This is a genomic window from Sphingobium phenoxybenzoativorans, from assembly GCF_018286635.1.
Lineage (GTDB): Bacteria > Pseudomonadota > Alphaproteobacteria > Sphingomonadales > Sphingomonadaceae > Sphingobium > Sphingobium phenoxybenzoativorans.
In genome coordinates, this window is sequence record NZ_CP073910.1 from 3,887,664 (window position 1) to 3,904,768 (window position 17,105).

Sequence of the window (17,105 nt, forward strand, 5' to 3'; positions counted from 1 at the left end):
CACACCCACAGACCCAAGGCAAGATCGAGCGCTGGCATCAGACGCTCAAAAACCGTGTGCTGTTGGAGAATTACTTCCTGCCGGGCGATCTCGAACAGCAGATCAAGGCCTTCGTCGAGCATTACAACCACCAGCGCTACCACGAGAGCCTCGACAACGTCACACCCGCCGATGCCTACTTCGGCAGGGCTGCTGCCATCATCAAACGAAGAGAAAGGATCAAGCGAAAGACACTCGAACATCGGCGCTTGCAACACCGCAAGCTCGCCGCCTAAACATCAATCCAAGACGAGGCCCACACTCCGCTGATCTACGCCGCGAGTTGTGCCAAATGTTCTGACGACAGACATTGACGCTGGAAGGGTTCTCTCGTTCAAAGGAGATACCGTGATGACCGAGACAACAGAGATGGTTCATGAAGACCGGTTGCCGGGCCATGAGAGCAAGCTGGACCCCCAACCCGAATGGCAACCACGCTATGAGGGTTCGAACCGGCTTAAGGATAAGGTCGCAATCATAACCGGCGCGGACAGCGGTATCGGCCGTGCGGTAGCCGCACTGTTCGCCCGAGAAGGCTGTGACATCGTAATTGTATATCTCCTTGAGGATGACGACGCCGCCGAGACTAAGAGAATCGTTGAGGCCGAAGGCCGTCGGGCGATTACCATTCGGGGCGATATTGGAGAAAAAGATTTCAGCGACGAGATAGTAAGGAGGACCCTTCAGGCGTTCGGTCGCATCGAGATCGTCGTCAATAATGCCGGTGAGCAACATCCTGACAAGGACATCACCGGCATCACGGAGGAGCAGTTGCGCCGCACCTTTCAAACCAACATTTTTGGCATGTTTTTTCTAATCCAGTCTGCCCGTCCGCATCTCAAATCCGGCGCCGCGATCATAAACTGCACCAGTGTCACCATGTATCAGGGCAGCAAGGAATTGCTGGATTACAGTTCGACCAAAGGCGCGATCACAGCATTTACGCGTTCGCTGTCTGAAAATCTTATTGGTGAGGGCATTCGCGTCAACGCCGTGGCGCCAGGCCCGATCTGGACACCACTTAATCCCTGCGGCGGCGCGAGCCCCGATAAGCTTGAACATTTTGGCGAAAGCACGCCGATGGGTCGGCCAGGTCAGCCCAACGAAGTTGCGCCTGCATTCCTATTCTTAGCTTGCGAGGATGCGAGCTATATGTCGGGACAGGTGCTCCACCCCAATGGCGGTACAATCATTAATGGCTGAGGGCGCATCATGGCGAAATCACTCCAACAGGGCACCAGGGTCAGATGGGAAAGCCATGGCGGCAAAGCCCATGGCAAAGTTATCAGGAAACTTACCGGGCGGACCATGATCAAAGGTCATCAGGTTTCGGCATCGCGGGATAATCCCGAATATCTAGTCGAAACCGACGAGGGCAGGCACGCAGCGCATAAGGCTAGCGCACTTGGCAAGGACTGATGCTTTGGCTGGCGATTACGCCAGACCGAGCTGACATCGCCTCAAGTTCTTGAAGGAGGGAACTATGCGTTGGATGGTCGTCATGGGACTTTTCGGCGTCACAGCCTGTGGATCTTATCCAGCTGACGCGGAAGGCACGCTGAACGCAATTAAACATGCTCACGTTATTCGTGTAGGGCTGATCGAAGGCACGCAACGATCTCCAAATTTTTCAAAAGTACAAAGTTATCTGAAGCAAGTGTCTGAAGACGTAGGCGCGAAGGTCGAAGTGCGCCAAGGTTCGGCAGAAGCTTTGTTTGCCGAAATCGAACAGGGGTCTCTCGATGTTGCGGTCGGAGAGATAGCTAGTGACAGTCCTTGGTTACCCGACGTTGCCGTAGTAGAGCCGATTGCCAAACGATCCGTTGGACACTGTTCGCTTGGCCTCAGTGCGATTGCGCGCAATGGTGAGAATGCGTGGATAATGGTGCTTGAGCGTCATGCCCGGGACATGAAAGTCAAATCATGAGCGAACGGCGCGGACATCCTAAGGAGATTGTCGAGGATATCCGGGCGGCTGAGAGGCTTGAATGGTGGAACATTGGTTGGACGATCACGATCATCGCCGTCATGGGTTTAGCGATGGGGAGCAGCCAGGCCATGCGTACGGCATGGGTCGAGGACGCGCTCGGGCTAGTACCACCGATCGCCTTTCTTGTGGCCGCCCGCTATGAAGAACGGGCTTCTGACGCACATTTTCACTATGGTTTCGACCGTGTGAATGGCCTTGGATTTCTAATAGCTGCGGTCGCTCTGGCCGCGGTTGGCCTGTTGTTATTCAAAGACGCGGTAACTGCACTAACGACAGCGGAGCATGTCACGATCGGATCAGTCCGTATTTGGGGACATGATGTCTGGCTCGGCTGGGCCATGATGGGTGCCCAAGCCTATGCGACCATCCCACCCCTCATCATCGGCCGCAAGGAGCTTCCTCTGGCAAAACGCTTGCGTGACAAACTCCTGCATACTGATGCCTTGATGAACAAGGCGAACTGGCAAACGGGCGTCGCCGGCTTTTTGGGAGTGGCAGGTCTCGGATTTGGATGGTGGTGGGCCGATTCAGGCGCAGCTATACTCATTTCCGCGAGCATTATCTGGGATGGTTGGAAGGCGCTTAAGATTGCTACGTCCGAACTTGTTGATGGAGTGCCCTGTGCGCTGGAAGAACCGAAATTATCTGCGGAAGCGAAGGCAGTTTCAACCGCCCTTCGTAAAGAGTTTCCCAAATCTAAAGTATTGCTGCGAGAAACTGGGCGCTATATTCGTGCCGAAGTTATTGGAGTGAAGGCACCAGAAGAATTTGATACGAAGCGGTTCGAAATCCCAGGCCTGAAAGATCGTTGGCGGTTAGAGAGCATCGCCTTCCGACCCTGATTACAAATATTAGGTATTTCAGCCATCGGCAATTGCTGCTCTATAATCGATTATTGCAACAAAAATGCCGATGATCACGGCTGTTTTCAATTTACAGCCTCTGCAATCGCTTCTGCCAATTGCATCTGGTTGAACGGCTTACTAAGTCTAACGATCTCGCGGCCTGGCACTGCGACGCCTTCGCCATAGCCGCTAGCGATGATTGCTGGCATGCTTGGCCTCACTTTTTCGATGGCCACAATGAGATCGACCCCGGTCATATTTGGCATGGCCTGATCAGTGATCAGAATATCTATGTCATCGCGACTTTTGAGAATGTCGAGTGCTGCCGCCCCAGAATTCACGTCGATGACCTCGTGCCCCATATCCTCTAGAAGCGCTGCGGTGTTCATCAGCACAAGCGCGTCATCATCCACCGCCATAATCCGAAGCGATCGAATTTGTACCGGTTCATTTCCTGGTTCCGAGTTTACTGCCTCGCACGCGGGTTCGCTGGCGACGGGCAACCAAAGCACGGCGCTTGTCCCGTCACCAAGCTTGCTAAGTAGTTCAAATTTTCCGCCGATTTGTTGCGTCATCCCGTGCACCATTGGTAGCCCTAGACCCGTTCCCTTCCCTACACCCTTTGTCGTGAAAAACGGCTCAGTCGCTCTTCGAAGTGTGTTTGCATCCATACCCGCCCCGCGATCCTTGACCACCAGCCGGATGTAGCTGCCGGCGGGCAAATCAGAAATTGCATTGGATTGGAGCGTCTCACATGTGGCCGATATCTGAATAGGGCCACCAGATGGGGCTGCGTCCCGGGCATTCACAATAAGGTTGAGCAAGGCCATTTCGAGCTGATTGGCGTCAGCCTGCACGGCGGGAAGCTTAAGTGGAAAATGAGTTGAGATCGGCCATTCAGGTCCAATCGACCGCTGAACAAGATCATTCATATTCGAAAGCAATTGTGGAACGTCCACGCGATCGACCTGCAACTCTTGCCGTCGAGCAAAGGCCAACATGCGCTGCGTCAATGTTGCGCCACGTTTGGCGCCTTCGACGGCGTTATTGAGCAATCTTTGCGCCATCGGATCATCCGGCAGGCGTTTACGAAGCAGATCAAGGCTACTCATAACGGCCATCAGTAAATTGTTGAAATCATGCGCCACACCGCCCGTCAACTGACCGATTGCTTCCATCTTCTGCGACTGGAAAAGCGCTTCACGTGCAACCTCCAGCTCGAACTGGGCCTTTTCCCGCTCGGTGATGTCTCGGGTAATTTTTGCAAAGCCGATCGGCCTACCGTCATCATCTCGTATAGCGTCGATTACTACGCTCGCGCGGAACCGTTCGCCGTTTTTACGTACACGCCAGCCTTCAGCAAGAAAGCGGCCCTCGCTACGCGCTGTCTCAAGCGCCCGAGCTGGTTCGCCACTCGCTCTGTCCTCGTCAGTGTAGAAACGCGAAAAATGCTGCCCAATGATTTCTTCGGGTTCATATCCCTTAATGCGGCGAGCTCCTTCATTCCAGCTCGACACATGCCCCTCCAGATCGAGCATATAGATTGCATAGTCGGTAACGCCTTGCACAAGGTGACGGAATTGCTCCTCGCTGACGCTCAGCCGTTCCTCGACCAAACGACGATCCGTTACGTCGCGCCCATAAGCGTAGACGAGCCCGCCCTCTAGCGTCGTATGCCACTGGATGCTGTGGTAAGTGCCATCGGTTGCCAGAAACCTATTCTCATAATTGTTTAGCTCCTGTGCGCCCAGCGCTTGGGCAAGAGCATCGCTACTAGCTGCAAGATCGTCAGGGTGCATGAAGTCGCTAAAGGGGCGGCCAACAACATCATCGACCGAATGACCTAGGATGCGGGTCCAAGCGGGGTTTACCGCGCGAAACACACCGTTGGAGTCGACGATCACCATAAGGTCACGTGAAACGCTCCACACGCGATCACCGCGACGACGCTCCGCTTGAAGTGCCATGATGTTCGCCAAAGAGCCACCTATTTGGCCGGCAATGAGCCGGGCGATATTAATAACCTCCTGATCACTCCCGCGGTAGGGGTTCAGTGCAAGCAGAAGATGACCAGCATGGGAGCCACCCACAACGCCAGGGACGGCAATGGCGACCGCCTGTTCGGGCGGACGGTCCCATTCTCCCATTGGCCACATGCCTTGCACGGGTAGGGAAATTATCTCTCCGGCCTCGGGGAATTGCGCCGGCAGGCTTGAAAGTGCTTGTTTAAAAAGGCCATCGCCCACGCCCAACTCATCATCAGCGAGACGAAGCGACACGAAAGGAAAATCGCGCTGATTGGCGGCGAAAGTTTTCGCTATTGCATCGCGGAGACCCTCTAAATTGATTACACCTGCAAGAGAAAGACCTAGCTGACGAAGCGTTTCCAAGCGGCGCTCGCCAATCACGCGAGCCGTCTCCTCATTGACGATGCAAAGCAACCCGCCAACCGCGCCGTCTGCCTGATGCAGCGGGCTATATGAAAAACTATGATAAGTTTCTTCAGGAAAGCCGCTTCGTTCGAGCAGAAGGAGGAGCGCCTTATTCCAGGTGGATTCCCCCTTGCGTACAACCTCTACTTGTTCAGCCACTTCATCATAGACTTCAGACCATACCTCACGAAACGGATGGCCCAACATAGCGGGGTGCTTGATGCCCAGGGTAGGAATGTAAGCATCATTGTAGAAAAAATGCAGATCTGGACCCCAGCCGAGCCACATCTCAAAACGCGTCGTGAGTAGCATCCTGAGCGGAATTTTGAGAGCCTCGGGCCATTGGGCGGGCGGCCCGAGTGGCGTTGCGCTCCAATCATGCTCACGCATGACACGAGCCATCTCGCTTGTGCCAGGAAAAATGTCAGCAATACCGTTGCTCATTGCGCGCCGCGCCGCTCCGTGACTGTCTAGGCGCTGCCAATTTCAGCAGATGCGCGTTCCTTGTTCAAACGATCATGATTGCTTGAAGTTTCCTAATTTCACTCGTTTCCAAACAAGAGCTAAGCACCACGTCCACCAAAGAAAAAATACCATTAAATGGGATGCGTCAATATTTCCACCGGAAAGATACAATGTATTCGTGTCCCTATATGCAATGCCGGATCACAATTACACATTAATAGTCAATGTAAATGGAGGAATCCTTTCAATTGAAAAACACACGGGAGTCCACGTATCATCGCGTAAATCGTGAGACGGCGCAATAAGCGCCGTTTCACATTTTCTCAGTTGTTGTGCTCGTACGGTTTCTTGATATATCCTAATCTAATAAACGCGAACTGATCAGGGGACTCTCGTTCCGCGGCCAAATAGGAAGCCAATCACCAAGACAATAGCGGCTACCACCAGAAAAAGCTTCGCGAGGTCCGCAGAAAGACCTGCCACACCTCCAAAACCCAGAAGCGCAGCGACCACTGCGACAACGGCAAATATTATGGCCCATCGAAACATAAAGTGTCTCCATTCCGAAAGCGTTGCGTCGTTCCAGTCGAGGTACGCCGTTTTCAGAACCTGTGGGCAAAACCAATGTTCCACATCTTTTACGCAGGAATGTATAATCGTTTCGAGGAGGATGTCTCCCAGCTCTCTGGCCGTCCATCGGTGACCTCGAATAGCTGCATATATGCGCGAGTTGGGCAGGCACTTCTCCCTGTCCGCAAATCGCAATAACTAGGCGGCGCTTTCGATGAAAAGATAGGAGGGGTCGAATTCACTGAGTTTTGCAAGAGCGGCGCGATCATGCATGATAACTTTACCGGCAGCAAAGCTCATAAGTCGGCGTTCTTTGAGTTCGCGGAGCATGCGGTTCATATGGACTGATGTCATGCCGCAAGCCTCGCCCAGATCAGGCTGAGTCATTGGCAAAGTAAACATCTGCCCGTCGCTTCTACCGACAGCACGTAGTTTTGCCTCCATTTCGCAAAAGAAATGGCCGACACGGCTGACCGCATCGAGACGGCCCAAGCGGAAAATCCATTCCCGATGCATGGCGGCGTCAAGGAGCGTGCTGAACCATAGTTGTTTGGCAAGGATTGACCGTTCTTCCATAATCCAGTTGATGCGGTCGCGGGGCACGAGAGCGACCCGGCATGCAGTAAGTGTCGCAATGTCATGGTCCAGACGCTCGAGGGGGTAGCCATGCAGATCGACGAAGTCGCCAGCTACATGCACAGCGACCAGTTGCCGTTCGCCATCGCGGTCATCCATGTAGCGGCACATGAAACCGTCAATGAGATAGGTGCTGAACTGGACAGGCTCGCCTTTCGATATCAACGTGGATCGCGCGTTGAGATCCTTGACGTGGCTCACTGACGCTTCAAGGATTTCCAGGTCATCATGCGAGAGCCGGTCGCGCCTTCTCCCTCGCAAAAAATCATCCAGCAGCATGAATCGGCTTCATTGCGATATCCATCATCGAGACATCTTAATGTGACTTTTCGCGTGAGTCCAAGCGGCTGAGATTACAAATCAAACGGACCAAAAGGAGTTTAATCTTGATTAGTGGGAATGGGAACCAGAATGCTCCACATCCCTTTTTCGCTCTAACAGCCCCCTTTAGTGCTGCTGATGAGGACGACATGGACAGCCGACTGCACGACGAGCCCAGTGATGTAGTTGCGGACCGGGGAGAGGTGCAAGTGAGCGGCCCAAATGGCATTGCAATGTCGTTGACGGCAGATGCTGCAGAAGAAACGGGTGGCCGGCTGATCGAGGCGGCAGGAGAGGCCCGCAAGCAACTGGCGAAGCAAGTCAGGAAAGAATCCGGCTTTGCGAGCGATGACCAGCGCACAGGAGGCGCGCCTGTCATCAAACACGACCAAGATTCGTGATGATCGAAATCAGTATGCGAAACTTGACCGGCCTTGGATCGTCTCCTCGCTAAAGGAGCGATATATGTTCACTCAGCTAAATCCGCCTATTCCGGTCGATATTATCGATCGCGGTTCTGGTTACGCTTTTGCCGTGATCGACTATGGTCAGGAGCATAATTTGATTTGGGTTACCGCCATCAACGACACGGGCGAAATCTGGTGCGCTCCCAATCCCAAGGTTCGTATGCATCGTAACTGGACAATGGGAAGAATGGCCAATGTATCAGGCATGGTCGCCCCTGTCTCGGAACTGACCTGTGAGCCAGCAGAATAGCCGGAGACGCCCTATTTTGTTTCAGAATTATATAGCAGACAGTTTCTTCGAACTAAGGATGCAGGCAAAGTCTGCGAACCAAAAATTGTCTTCAATCCACACAAACAAATCCATAAGAACCCCCGCCGTAGCGGGGGTTCGTAACATCAGCCGCGCTTCTGGCTACCTGGTTCAGCCGTTTTAGGGGCTTTGCCATCTTCCATCCGCCCTTCGTTGCGAAGATCGCGCCCCTCCTGCGCTTTCTCACGCGATTTTGCCGACTTGCCATGCTCATAGGCTTCTTCTTTTATGTAGCCGGCGGCTTCCTTGACTTCACCTTTGATGCTCATGGAACTCTCCTTTTATGCTTGGTAACGTCGTATCGTGACCGAGACAAAAGTGCTCTAAATCCTCATAAGGTCCGCAAATTGATCAGGATCAGTACGATTATGAATATCTGCACCCAGTAACATATTGCTTTGGGATCGACATACGCGCCTTGCGAAACACAAGTGCGGCGCGCGCGTTCAATAGCGATGATAACGGGACCGGATGGAAGCAGACAGCGCTGGATCGTCTGGAGTGTGGTGGCTTTGGGTGCCCTTACCGCCCTGATCCTGTTAATCCTCGCAGCTTTTCCTCTTGCTGTGCTCAAGGCTCCCATAGAGGCGCTGCTTGAGAGCAGCCTGGGCGCCAAAGTTTCGATTGGTAGGATCGAACGCCGCGAATGGTTGTCGCTAGCGCCCACTATCTTTATCGATGATCTAGCTATTGCTCAGCCGCCATGGGCCGGAAAAGGGGAGATGGTTCGGGCGCGAAGGGTTGAGGCGCGTGTCCCCATATTGGCATCATTGGCGAGCGGCGGGGTTCAAACTGACAGCCTGGTCGCGCACGGTCTAAAGCTTGACCTCATCCGCGATGTTAACGGACGGTCGAATTGGGAAGGTCAGGAAACCGAGGCGAGTTCCAGCGCCAAGCCCAATCAACTTACAAAACTTGTCATATCTGAAGGGCAGATGTCTTTGCGAGACGACAAGCGTTCTCTCGAGCTGAAAGGGTCTCTTGTATCAGATGAGAGGGGATTGCGTATTGAGGCGCGAGGTCATTTTCATAATGCGCCTGCCACATTCCGATTAGCGGGTGGCAGGCTTATGGACCGTGCCGACAGCGAGACCTATCCGATCAGAGTGGAGATGGCCTCATCGCTACTCAACCTTGTTGCCCGCGGCCGAATGAACGGTCCGTTGAATTCCCGTTCGATGGTCTTAGACATCCATGCAAAGGCACCAAGCCTTCAATATCTCGATGATATCATCGAGGCAGGCCTCTTTGGTTCGCGGCCCATCGATTTTACGGCCAAAGTTCGACATGAGAACCGGGATTGGTCTGTCGATCGCTTGAGGGGGCGCATTGGTCGCTCTCCGCTAGACGCGCGCGCTTCAGTGCTCAAGCGCGATGGACGGTCAAAGATCGATGCTGTTGTGCATTTTGCCGCTTTGGACTTTGACGATCTTTCAGACATGAAAGGCCAGGCGGAAGCGCGGGCTATTGAAGCGAAAATTGGCAAACGCGTGATACCAGATACAAGGATCAACATTTCGAAAGTGGGACCAACTGACGGGATCATCAAATTTCGCGCTGACAAATTACTCCTGCCAAATTCTGCCTTCCGGTCGCTCAAAGGTGTGATCAGCCTAGAGAGCAAGCTTTTGAAGGTCAGCAATATTGTCGCAGACATGTCGAGCGGACAAATGCGTGGCAATGTGCAGATCGACCAGCAGGACAATGTCAAACACCCTCGGCTTTCAATCGATCTGGCCTTTGAAAATGGTCGCATTGAAACGCTCGTCGGCTCAACCGACGTCACCGGTCCGCTGCGCGGACGCGTGAAATTGTCCGGAGTTGGCGACACAATTCGTGACGCGCTGTCGCAATCGGATGGTCGTGCCGGTCTGTTTGTAGAGGATGGCACAATAAAGCGCATCTTTGCGGCAGTGCTGGGTCAAGATCTTGGGAAAGCGATCGGGACAGCACTAAAAGAGCGCGATGCCGATGTGCCGCTTCGCTGCCTTGCTGTGGCATTTGATGCAAAAAGCGGCGTGATGACTCCATCACCTTTCATTGTCGATACTGCCATTTCCACAGGTGAAGGACGAGGAACAATCTCTCTCGCATCAGAAAGAATCGCTCTGACGATTAGGGGCCGATCAAAAGATCCAAGCGCGTTACGCCTTGTAGATCCGATCGCCGTGGGCGGGAGCTTTTCAGCACCCTCGCTTAGCGCTGCTGGAACACCGCCGGGAAGCAAGATCACGCCTGGTTCAGTTCTCAAGGCGTTCGGCAAGTCCATCGGCCAATCTTTGGGTATGGGCAAAAAGGACCAGGCTTCGGTTCAGAAGGCGCCAGCCGTGAAGGATTGCGGTGCGCTAGCGCACCATATCCTCTGATTATTATGATTGGTGAATTGCATCTCCTCGCAAGGTGGAGCGTTGCTTGGTTCATGTTATATCTTCATCGGCATTCTCCATGCGGCGGCCGCAAATGCGCTATCACCCGTCCGAATTGGATAAAGACTTACGGTGCGGTCCTCATCCGCCAACGTCGCAAGATCATCGGCATCCCTCAAGATTCCTAGGATAAACTTTGCGCTTTCCCGTCGATCAGTTGATATTTGGGCCAGAGGATGTTGATCTCTCGCATTCCCCCTTGGCGGGCTATCTCGATCGCGAGACCTATGTGCTCGGCGCGTTCAACCCTGGTTTGACAAGATTGGGGAATGGCAATTTGCTGATAATGGTCCGCATTGCCGAAGCATTACGAAACCCCGTAGAAAATGGATATATTCATAGCATCCGTTTTGCTGACGGGAGCTATGTATGCGACGCTTGGCCCCTCGATAGCGTAGATATATCGGACCCGAGAGTATTCAGCTTGAACCAAGCCAACTGGAAGACTTTGGCTTTGACATCCATGTCCTGGCTGCTCCCTGTTGAATTGTCCCCTGATGGCTTGCGTGTCGAGGCAGTGCACTATGATCGCATAATCGCTCCAGCCGGAAATTGGCAATGTTATGGCGTTGAGGATGCGAGAATTAGCAATGTCGAGGGACGCTGGCTAATGACCACCTGCTCGGTCAGCCCAGAGCGACAGGCTACGAGCCTTTACAGCTCCGCCAATGCTCTCGATTGGAAATTTGAAAGTATCGTCCTCGACCACCAGAACAAAGACATGCTCATATTTGAAGGCCAAATCGATGGCATGTATTGGGCGCAAACGCGCCCGTTAGGCGATCTCTATTTCGCCTATCCTCCTGACAGTCCCTGGCGTGCGGGACCCTCGATCAATTTGGCCACTTCCTATGACGCATTTCACTGGAAACCGCACATAAACCCGGGAATTCGCCCGCATGCAGCAACGACAATGCGGATCGGCGGCGGCGCACCGCCAATTCGGTTTGAAGACGGATGGCTTAGCTTGTGGCATGGGGTCGAACCTAATGACGGCGTGGGCACATATCGCACCTATTGGTCACTGCTAGACGGCAAGAACCCCAGTCTCATTCTCCGCACTGATCATAAACCGATACTCGAGCCAAATGACATGCTGATCCAGCCATTGGCCCATCGCATATATCTGCGCGATATCGTTTTTACGACGGGGATAGCTGACGCTGGTGACCATTTCATTGTCGCAAGCGGCGAGGCAGACCTTGCCTGCCGGATCACCCATATACCAAAAACATCCTTTACGAATTGATCCCGATGCCCGTCATTCCATCAGCGCGAGCATTTCTTCTATAGGGACAAAGGCAAAGGCGACCGAGCTGTCTGCCACGCCATATGGCATGAAGATGTTGTTGCCGTGCTTCATCGCACCGCAGGTATATACGACATTGGGAACATAGCCTTCCCGATTATCCTCGGACGCCTTTAGGATCGGTTCTTTGCATCGGCGGAGGACCTTGGATGGGTCATCCTTGTCAAGAAGCGCTGCGCCGATCGAATATTCCCGCATGGCGCCCACGCCATGTGTCAGAAGCAGCCAGCCCTCATCCAATTCTATCGGGGCGCCACAATTGCCGATCTGCACCAATTCCCAAGGATATTGTGGCGTCAGAATTTGTACGCCCTCGCCCCAATCCGTCAAACTATCAGACGTAATGAGATAGAGATTCTCGCCGTCCTGCCGGCCGATCATCATATATTTGCCGTTCACCTGCCGACTGAAGAGCGCCATGCCTTTGTTGCGCGCGGCGCTGCCTGTCATGGGTAGCAGGTCAAAGGTGCGGAAGTCGGAAGTCCGCATCATTTCAGACTGAATTTGACGGCCGTTATAGGCAGTGTAGGTGCCCAGCCATTCCTTGCGGCCATCTTCGTGATGAAATTCAACGAGCCGCAAATCTTCCAATCCATTTGCCTGGGCATCAGTGATCGGAAATATCACCGTTCCAGACAGGGTACTATCCTTATGCCGAAAGATAGTGACCTGGCCTTCGGGAATATGGTCCTCAGCTTCCTGTGCGTCGGCCGCGGTGGCAAAGGGGGGCTCAGTCGCCAATTGAAAATCGCCGCTATGGGTTATGATACCCTCACGAAAGGCGATGGAACTGATATGCCCTTCCCCCACTGCTCGCAAGGACATGACGATACGGCAACTATCACGCGGCATTCCACTTTGATCAGGATGAGGTACCACGCTGGGGTTCATCAACGCGGCGGCGGCATAGCTATATTCATGGCAAAAATAGGCGCCGATAAGCTGGCATCGCGCGTCGCTCAGTTGCCTGTCCTCAAGTTTCAAAACCGCAGCAATTTCAGCATAGCGAGTCATGAACACGCGTCGCGTTTGCCAGTGCCGGGCTTCGAAGTCCGTCAACACATGTGCGAGCTGTTTCTGGGTTTCACGCTCTGACATCGCCAGAACGGCGGCCACGATCCGCTCGGTCCGGCTAGGTCCCGATCCATTAGCATGCCAGCCCAAATGAAAAGGCCTCACGACTACCCGCGAAGGATCTGCATTCAAGCGAAGCGGCAAAGTCTTAATTGCTGGCAATGTTTTACCCCGTGCAGTCCTGATCGCTAAGCGGACGCCGGGGCAACCTCCGGCGCAGCTTCATGTGCCACGTCTGACAGGGTGCGGGAAAGCCTGTTCATCGCGCAGGATGCTAGTTGCAACGCAAGAAGCGATTCAGCACCCTGGTTTCGATTGACGCCTGTGGGCGTCAGGCCATCATAGCAACCGCCGTCATTCGCAGTGGCAAGCGGAATATCCAACTCATTCTTACCCAAGAACCAGCTATAGGCATTTTCCGCGATCTCTATCCATTTGGCCGCCTTGTCGACCTCATATGCGGCGACTGCTGCTTCGATCGTCGCTTGAGCTTCGAGCGGCTGCTGATCAAAAGGCAAGGGCTTACTATAAGATCGACCGAAGCTTTCGGTACCAATTGCTCGAAAATGACCATCTGGATTTGTCTGCTGCGCTACGATCCAGTCTAATGTCGAAAGGCCGCACGCGATAAATTCGTGATTATTGAGCTGCTTACCGGCCACGAGTAAGGCATGGGGCAGCCTCGCATTATCGTAGGCAAGCACTGCTTCAAACCACGCCCAGTCCGGTCTCCGGGCCTGTTCCAGGAGATATATCAGCTGCGAACCGAATTCACATAATATGTCGTGACATTGACTGTCGTCCGGACGCGCCTCCAGCATCGCGGCCGCTCCCAGCATGATAAAGGCCCGCGCGCGCGGTGAAGTCAGCGACCGTATCATACCGATCGAACGGTCAAAAAGATGCGCGGCCCATTCACGATGTTTTGGCAGTGTCGCATCCCGGGCCGTCACGCCCAAGGCCCATATTGCGCGACCCGAACTATCCTCCGAGCCAGCTTCCTCGCACCACGTTCGATCGAACGCCATGAAATTCCGGAAACGTCCTGCCTGCGGGTTCCACGCATGTTCCACAAAGCTAGCATATGTGGTCATCCAGCGATCATGCACCTCGTCATCATGGGATGCGATTTGCGTCATCAAAATCAAGGCGCGCGCATTATCGTCTATACAGTAGCCATGATTGCGGTCAGGCACAGAGAGGATACTGTGCTGAAGCATGCCAGTGCCGTCACTCATGCGTAAAATCGCCGATAAGTCTGGCTCCATGATGGAGTAATTACGTCGAGGCGCCAGACGTGCAGGCTGCATAGAAATGGCTTGAGCCAGACATCGGCCTACACGCTTTGCAAGCTCGCTCCATATCATTCCCCTGCCATATGCATAAGCGCGGCGGGCATAACCGTTGCGTATATTTTGATCGGTCAGCAGATGACAGATTTGGTGGGCCATCGCCTCACTGTCGCCAAATGGAACGAGGATGCCACGGCCATCAGCCAATATTTCAGTTGCATGGACATAGGGAGTAGAGATGACCGGCTTGCCCATCCCTATGGCATAGCTCAAGGTACCAGATGTGATCTGCGCCGGATTGACGTAAGGCGTGATATAAATATCTGCAGCCTGGAGATAATCGAGCAATTCATCCTGTTCGACATATTGGTTGATAAACGCGACATTTCCGTCAACGCCAAGTTCACCTGCCAATGCTTCCAACGACTGGCGCAGGCTTTCTCCCTGCTCACGGACAATGTTGGGATGGGTTGCGCCAAGTACGACATAAAACGCATCGGGATGAGCGCGGACGATCGCCGGCATGGCGCGGATCATCGCATCTATCCCTTTATCCGGTGCAAGCAGACCGAAGGTCAGTATTACGCTTCGCCCGCTGCAATTCAGTAAACGCTTGATTGCTGCTGGCTCGACATAGGGGCGATCAGGGACACCATGAACTATGAGCGAGATGCGCGTGTCGTCGACTTGATAATGGTTCCGCAGAATCTCTCGGCCACGTTCAGCCATCACAATGATCTGATCAGATCGGGCGAGCAGCGCTTTCATCACACGCAATTCATCTGGGTTAGGATTCTCTAAGATGGTGTGAAGGGTCGTAACGAGAGGAAGCTTTGTTCTTGCCAGCAGGTGCAAGATCATGTCACCCGCCGCACCGCCAAAAATGCCAAACTCATGCTGCAGCCAAATGGCTTGTGCGCCACTTTCCTCAATTTCTCTCGCTGCTTCCGCGTATGAAATGAGGTCATTCTGGGCGATCAATTTGACATCATCAGCATAGACTAAATTTCCCAGGCCATCATCCAAAGCATAATGGTCCACGGACATGTCCGGAAATTGCTTCGCTAAAGCCTCACTGCAATGGGTGGTGAATGTGGCGATGCCGCATTTGCGAGGGGTGCTGTTGCCAATCATCGCAATATGATGCGGAATTATCTGAAATTCGGCAGACTGTGGGTGCTTCATATAGGACCTTTGAACGGAGCAGCCGCCAGCCTCGAAGAGGTCATAAAAAGCGGATCTGGGATTTAACCATTCGTGGCCCGAAAAGTTGCGGCGCTGCACAATGGAATATGATAGCGAAAACAGCAACTTGCTATATCATTAACTTTGATCAGTGTGTTTGAGTTGGCGAGCGAGGGAATCTTATCTCGAAGGGCCTAGCCACATGCCAAATGTTGATCGCGCGCATATGGATGCTTACAGAGTTTAGGCCGATCAGTGATGAGACAAGATTAAAATCCGTTATTATCTGAGCTGCCGGCTAAAAGTTACCATCAACAAAGTTTCGAAGCGACAAGCTGGGGTTTGATATGGAGCCTCATCCCGAAGTCGCTGATAATTGGCCATCATTGTAGACTCTGGCCGTAAAAATGCCCCCAAGCCTGATGAAATGGCGGACGGGCCGCACTCTGTCTGACAGCCTCGCCTGCAAAGCGAAATATGTAACTTAGAGTTCGAACCGCGACTTCCGAAGGCCCCCCGAATCATCTGTTCCAACCATCATGACGGTTATCCGGATAGACGCAACGATTGAGATCAATATCTTATCGCAACTGTTTATGCGGCAGTGGGAACATGGCTCCTTCTTGGCTGTTGGCGTTAGATGTCCAGAAGCCACGAACTTCGCTTGCCAGATGGCCGCCTAGCCATCTCGGTGGCGCTAGAGAATGGCATTTCTCGCGGCGCCTTCAAGGATCGGATCAAGAAGGGTTGGCCCATAGCCGAAGCCTGTACGCTGCGGCCTAGAAGCTCTCGACCACCTTAAAATCGAAATATTTGACCGCCAGCGGTCCCCTGCCCGTGGTGTCTGGCGGCCGAATGTCAGCCTACAGCAACGGCGTAGAAATTTTAAGTTCAATCTGCGTCTCACTAAAGCAGGTTTGGGCCAAGCCTCAGGCCATCTGCTATTTTGGCCCCTCACCGGAGGCCAAGATGAGTAAAGATAATTTCTTTGATGGCTATATCGATGGCTGGCAGTCAATCAAGCCTGATAGCATTCCAAAATTGCCAGCCATAAAGTTGCCTGAAGGCACGTCAGCCTATCGGTACGGGTTCGACATGGGCCGCGCCGCCGCCAAAGATGTCAAGATAGGGTCACAAGGCTATTGTGACTGAAGCGCTCACCCTCGGACAATGCGGCTATTCCAAACGCCAAGCCTCACAGATAATCGAAAAAGAAAGCGCCTCACCACTATGGGATGGCGAGGCGCTAGGTCAATCCAATCGGGTCGCAGACTGGAGCGAGATTAACCAGCAGCATTCCTTATGGTTCCATTTAGCAATATTGGCTGCCCTGCCCCGATCGCTGGGAGCGAAAGACATGTCGACAGCGTCCAGGTCGGTCCAAAAGATCATGGACCATTTCAGGCGCCGATTTCTTTTTGACGCCTCTGGAGCATTTTCGTCGATGCCCTGTCTGTCGTCAGAACATTTGGCACAACTCGCGGCGTAGATCAGCGGAGTGTGGGCCTCGTCTTGGATTGATGTTTAGGCGGCGAGCTTGCGGTGTTGCAAGCGCCGATGTTCGAGTGTCTTTCGCTTGATCCTTTCTCTTCGTTTGATGATGGCAGCAGCCCTGCCGAAGTAGGCATCGGCGGGTGTGACGTTGTTGTCATCGGTCGTGCAATTCTCCGCAAAAGTGGGCTTTGAAAATTCCCTAGTTGGTGGCCCCTTCATCTCATTCTGCCGGGGCTAGCCCCGGCAGAAT

The 17,105-nt window shown here is 53.4% G+C and carries 15 protein-coding genes and 1 pseudogene; 10 read left to right on the forward strand and 6 right to left on the reverse strand.

Annotation, left to right across the window (positions count from 1 at the left end; all coding sequences use genetic code 11):
• Positions 1 to 2: 2 nt before the first annotated feature.
• The 5 genes and pseudogenes from KFK14_RS19200 to KFK14_RS19220 form a co-directional block, all read left to right on the forward strand.
• Positions 3 to 275, forward strand: a pseudogene (locus KFK14_RS19200) (integrase core domain-containing protein); the annotation flags it as partial.
• Positions 276 to 390: 115 nt separating this feature from the next.
• Entirely contained in the window at positions 391 to 1,242 is an 852-nt protein-coding gene (locus tag KFK14_RS19205; protein WP_212608799.1) for an SDR family oxidoreductase, read from the forward strand.
• Between the two features lie 9 nt (positions 1,243 to 1,251).
• The gene (locus tag KFK14_RS19210; RefSeq protein WP_212608800.1) at positions 1,252 to 1,458 is read left to right on the forward strand and encodes a hypervirulence associated TUDOR domain-containing protein; all 207 of its coding nucleotides are present in this window, start codon (positions 1,252 to 1,254) and stop codon (positions 1,456 to 1,458) included.
• Between the two features lie 64 nt (positions 1,459 to 1,522).
• A complete protein-coding gene (locus KFK14_RS19215) occupies positions 1,523 to 1,966 on the forward strand; it encodes a hypothetical protein (protein WP_212608801.1) in 444 nt (147 codons plus the stop codon).
• Positions 1,963 to 2,871 (forward strand): cation efflux transmembrane domain-containing protein, encoded by a 909-nt coding sequence (locus tag KFK14_RS19220; protein ID WP_212608802.1) that lies wholly within the window; start codon positions 1,963 to 1,965, stop codon positions 2,869 to 2,871. The genes KFK14_RS19215 and KFK14_RS19220 overlap by 4 nt, the downstream gene beginning before the upstream one ends.
• A gap of 86 nt (positions 2,872 to 2,957) precedes the next feature.
• Here KFK14_RS19220 and KFK14_RS19225 read toward each other — a convergent pair whose 3' ends face one another.
• The 3 genes from KFK14_RS19225 to KFK14_RS19235 all read right to left on the reverse strand — a co-directional run bounded on the left by KFK14_RS19225 (position 2,958) and on the right by KFK14_RS19235 (position 7,256).
• Positions 2,958 to 5,750, reverse strand: a complete 2,793-nt coding sequence (locus KFK14_RS19225) for a PAS domain S-box protein (RefSeq protein WP_212608803.1) — start codon at positions 5,748 to 5,750, stop codon at positions 2,958 to 2,960.
• 402 nt (positions 5,751 to 6,152) lie between these two features.
• Complete coding sequence (locus KFK14_RS19230; RefSeq protein WP_070157120.1) at positions 6,153 to 6,320, reverse strand: DUF1328 domain-containing protein; 168 nt, start codon at positions 6,318 to 6,320, stop codon at positions 6,153 to 6,155.
• A 219-nt stretch (positions 6,321 to 6,539) separates the two neighbouring features.
• On the reverse strand, positions 6,540 to 7,256 hold the full coding sequence (locus KFK14_RS19235; RefSeq protein WP_212608804.1) for a Crp/Fnr family transcriptional regulator: 717 nt from the start codon (positions 7,254 to 7,256) through the stop codon (positions 6,540 to 6,542).
• Positions 7,257 to 7,447: 191 nt separating this feature from the next.
• On the opposite strand from KFK14_RS19235, the gene KFK14_RS19240 reads away from it, so the two are divergent.
• Positions 7,448 to 7,699, forward strand: coding sequence for a hypothetical protein (locus KFK14_RS19240; RefSeq protein WP_212608805.1), 252 nt, complete (start codon positions 7,448 to 7,450; stop codon positions 7,697 to 7,699).
• 64 nt (positions 7,700 to 7,763) lie between these two features.
• A complete protein-coding gene (locus tag KFK14_RS19245; RefSeq protein ID WP_212608806.1) occupies positions 7,764 to 8,015 on the forward strand; it encodes a hypothetical protein in 252 nt (83 codons plus the stop codon).
• A 146-nt stretch (positions 8,016 to 8,161) separates the two neighbouring features.
• On the opposite strand, the gene KFK14_RS19250 is transcribed toward KFK14_RS19245, so the two are convergent.
• Complete coding sequence (locus KFK14_RS19250) at positions 8,162 to 8,344, reverse strand: hypothetical protein (RefSeq protein WP_212608807.1); 183 nt, start codon at positions 8,342 to 8,344, stop codon at positions 8,162 to 8,164.
• A 186-nt stretch (positions 8,345 to 8,530) separates the two neighbouring features.
• Between KFK14_RS19250 and KFK14_RS19255 the strand changes: the two genes are divergently transcribed.
• Positions 8,531 to 10,441, forward strand: a complete 1,911-nt coding sequence (locus tag KFK14_RS19255) for an AsmA family protein (protein ID WP_485115789.1) — start codon at positions 8,531 to 8,533, stop codon at positions 10,439 to 10,441.
• A gap of 196 nt (positions 10,442 to 10,637) precedes the next feature.
• Positions 10,638 to 11,750, forward strand: a complete 1,113-nt coding sequence (locus KFK14_RS19260) for a glycoside hydrolase family 130 protein (RefSeq protein ID WP_212608809.1) — start codon at positions 10,638 to 10,640, stop codon at positions 11,748 to 11,750.
• A 12-nt stretch (positions 11,751 to 11,762) separates the two neighbouring features.
• On the opposite strand, the gene KFK14_RS19265 is transcribed toward KFK14_RS19260, so the two are convergent.
• Together KFK14_RS19265 and KFK14_RS19270 are read right to left on the reverse strand one after the other, a co-directional pair.
• Complete coding sequence (locus KFK14_RS19265; RefSeq protein WP_212608810.1) at positions 11,763 to 13,046, reverse strand: glycoside hydrolase family 130 protein; 1,284 nt, start codon at positions 13,044 to 13,046, stop codon at positions 11,763 to 11,765.
• A gap of 26 nt (positions 13,047 to 13,072) precedes the next feature.
• Entirely contained in the window at positions 13,073 to 15,361 is a 2,289-nt protein-coding gene (locus tag KFK14_RS19270) for a glycosyltransferase family 4 protein (protein WP_212608811.1), read from the reverse strand.
• Between the two features lie 855 nt (positions 15,362 to 16,216).
• Between KFK14_RS19270 and KFK14_RS19275 the strand changes: the two genes are divergently transcribed.
• Positions 16,217 to 16,513 (forward strand): hypothetical protein, encoded by a 297-nt coding sequence (locus KFK14_RS19275; protein ID WP_212608812.1) that lies wholly within the window; start codon positions 16,217 to 16,219, stop codon positions 16,511 to 16,513.
• The last annotated feature ends 592 nt before the right edge of the window (positions 16,514 to 17,105 follow it).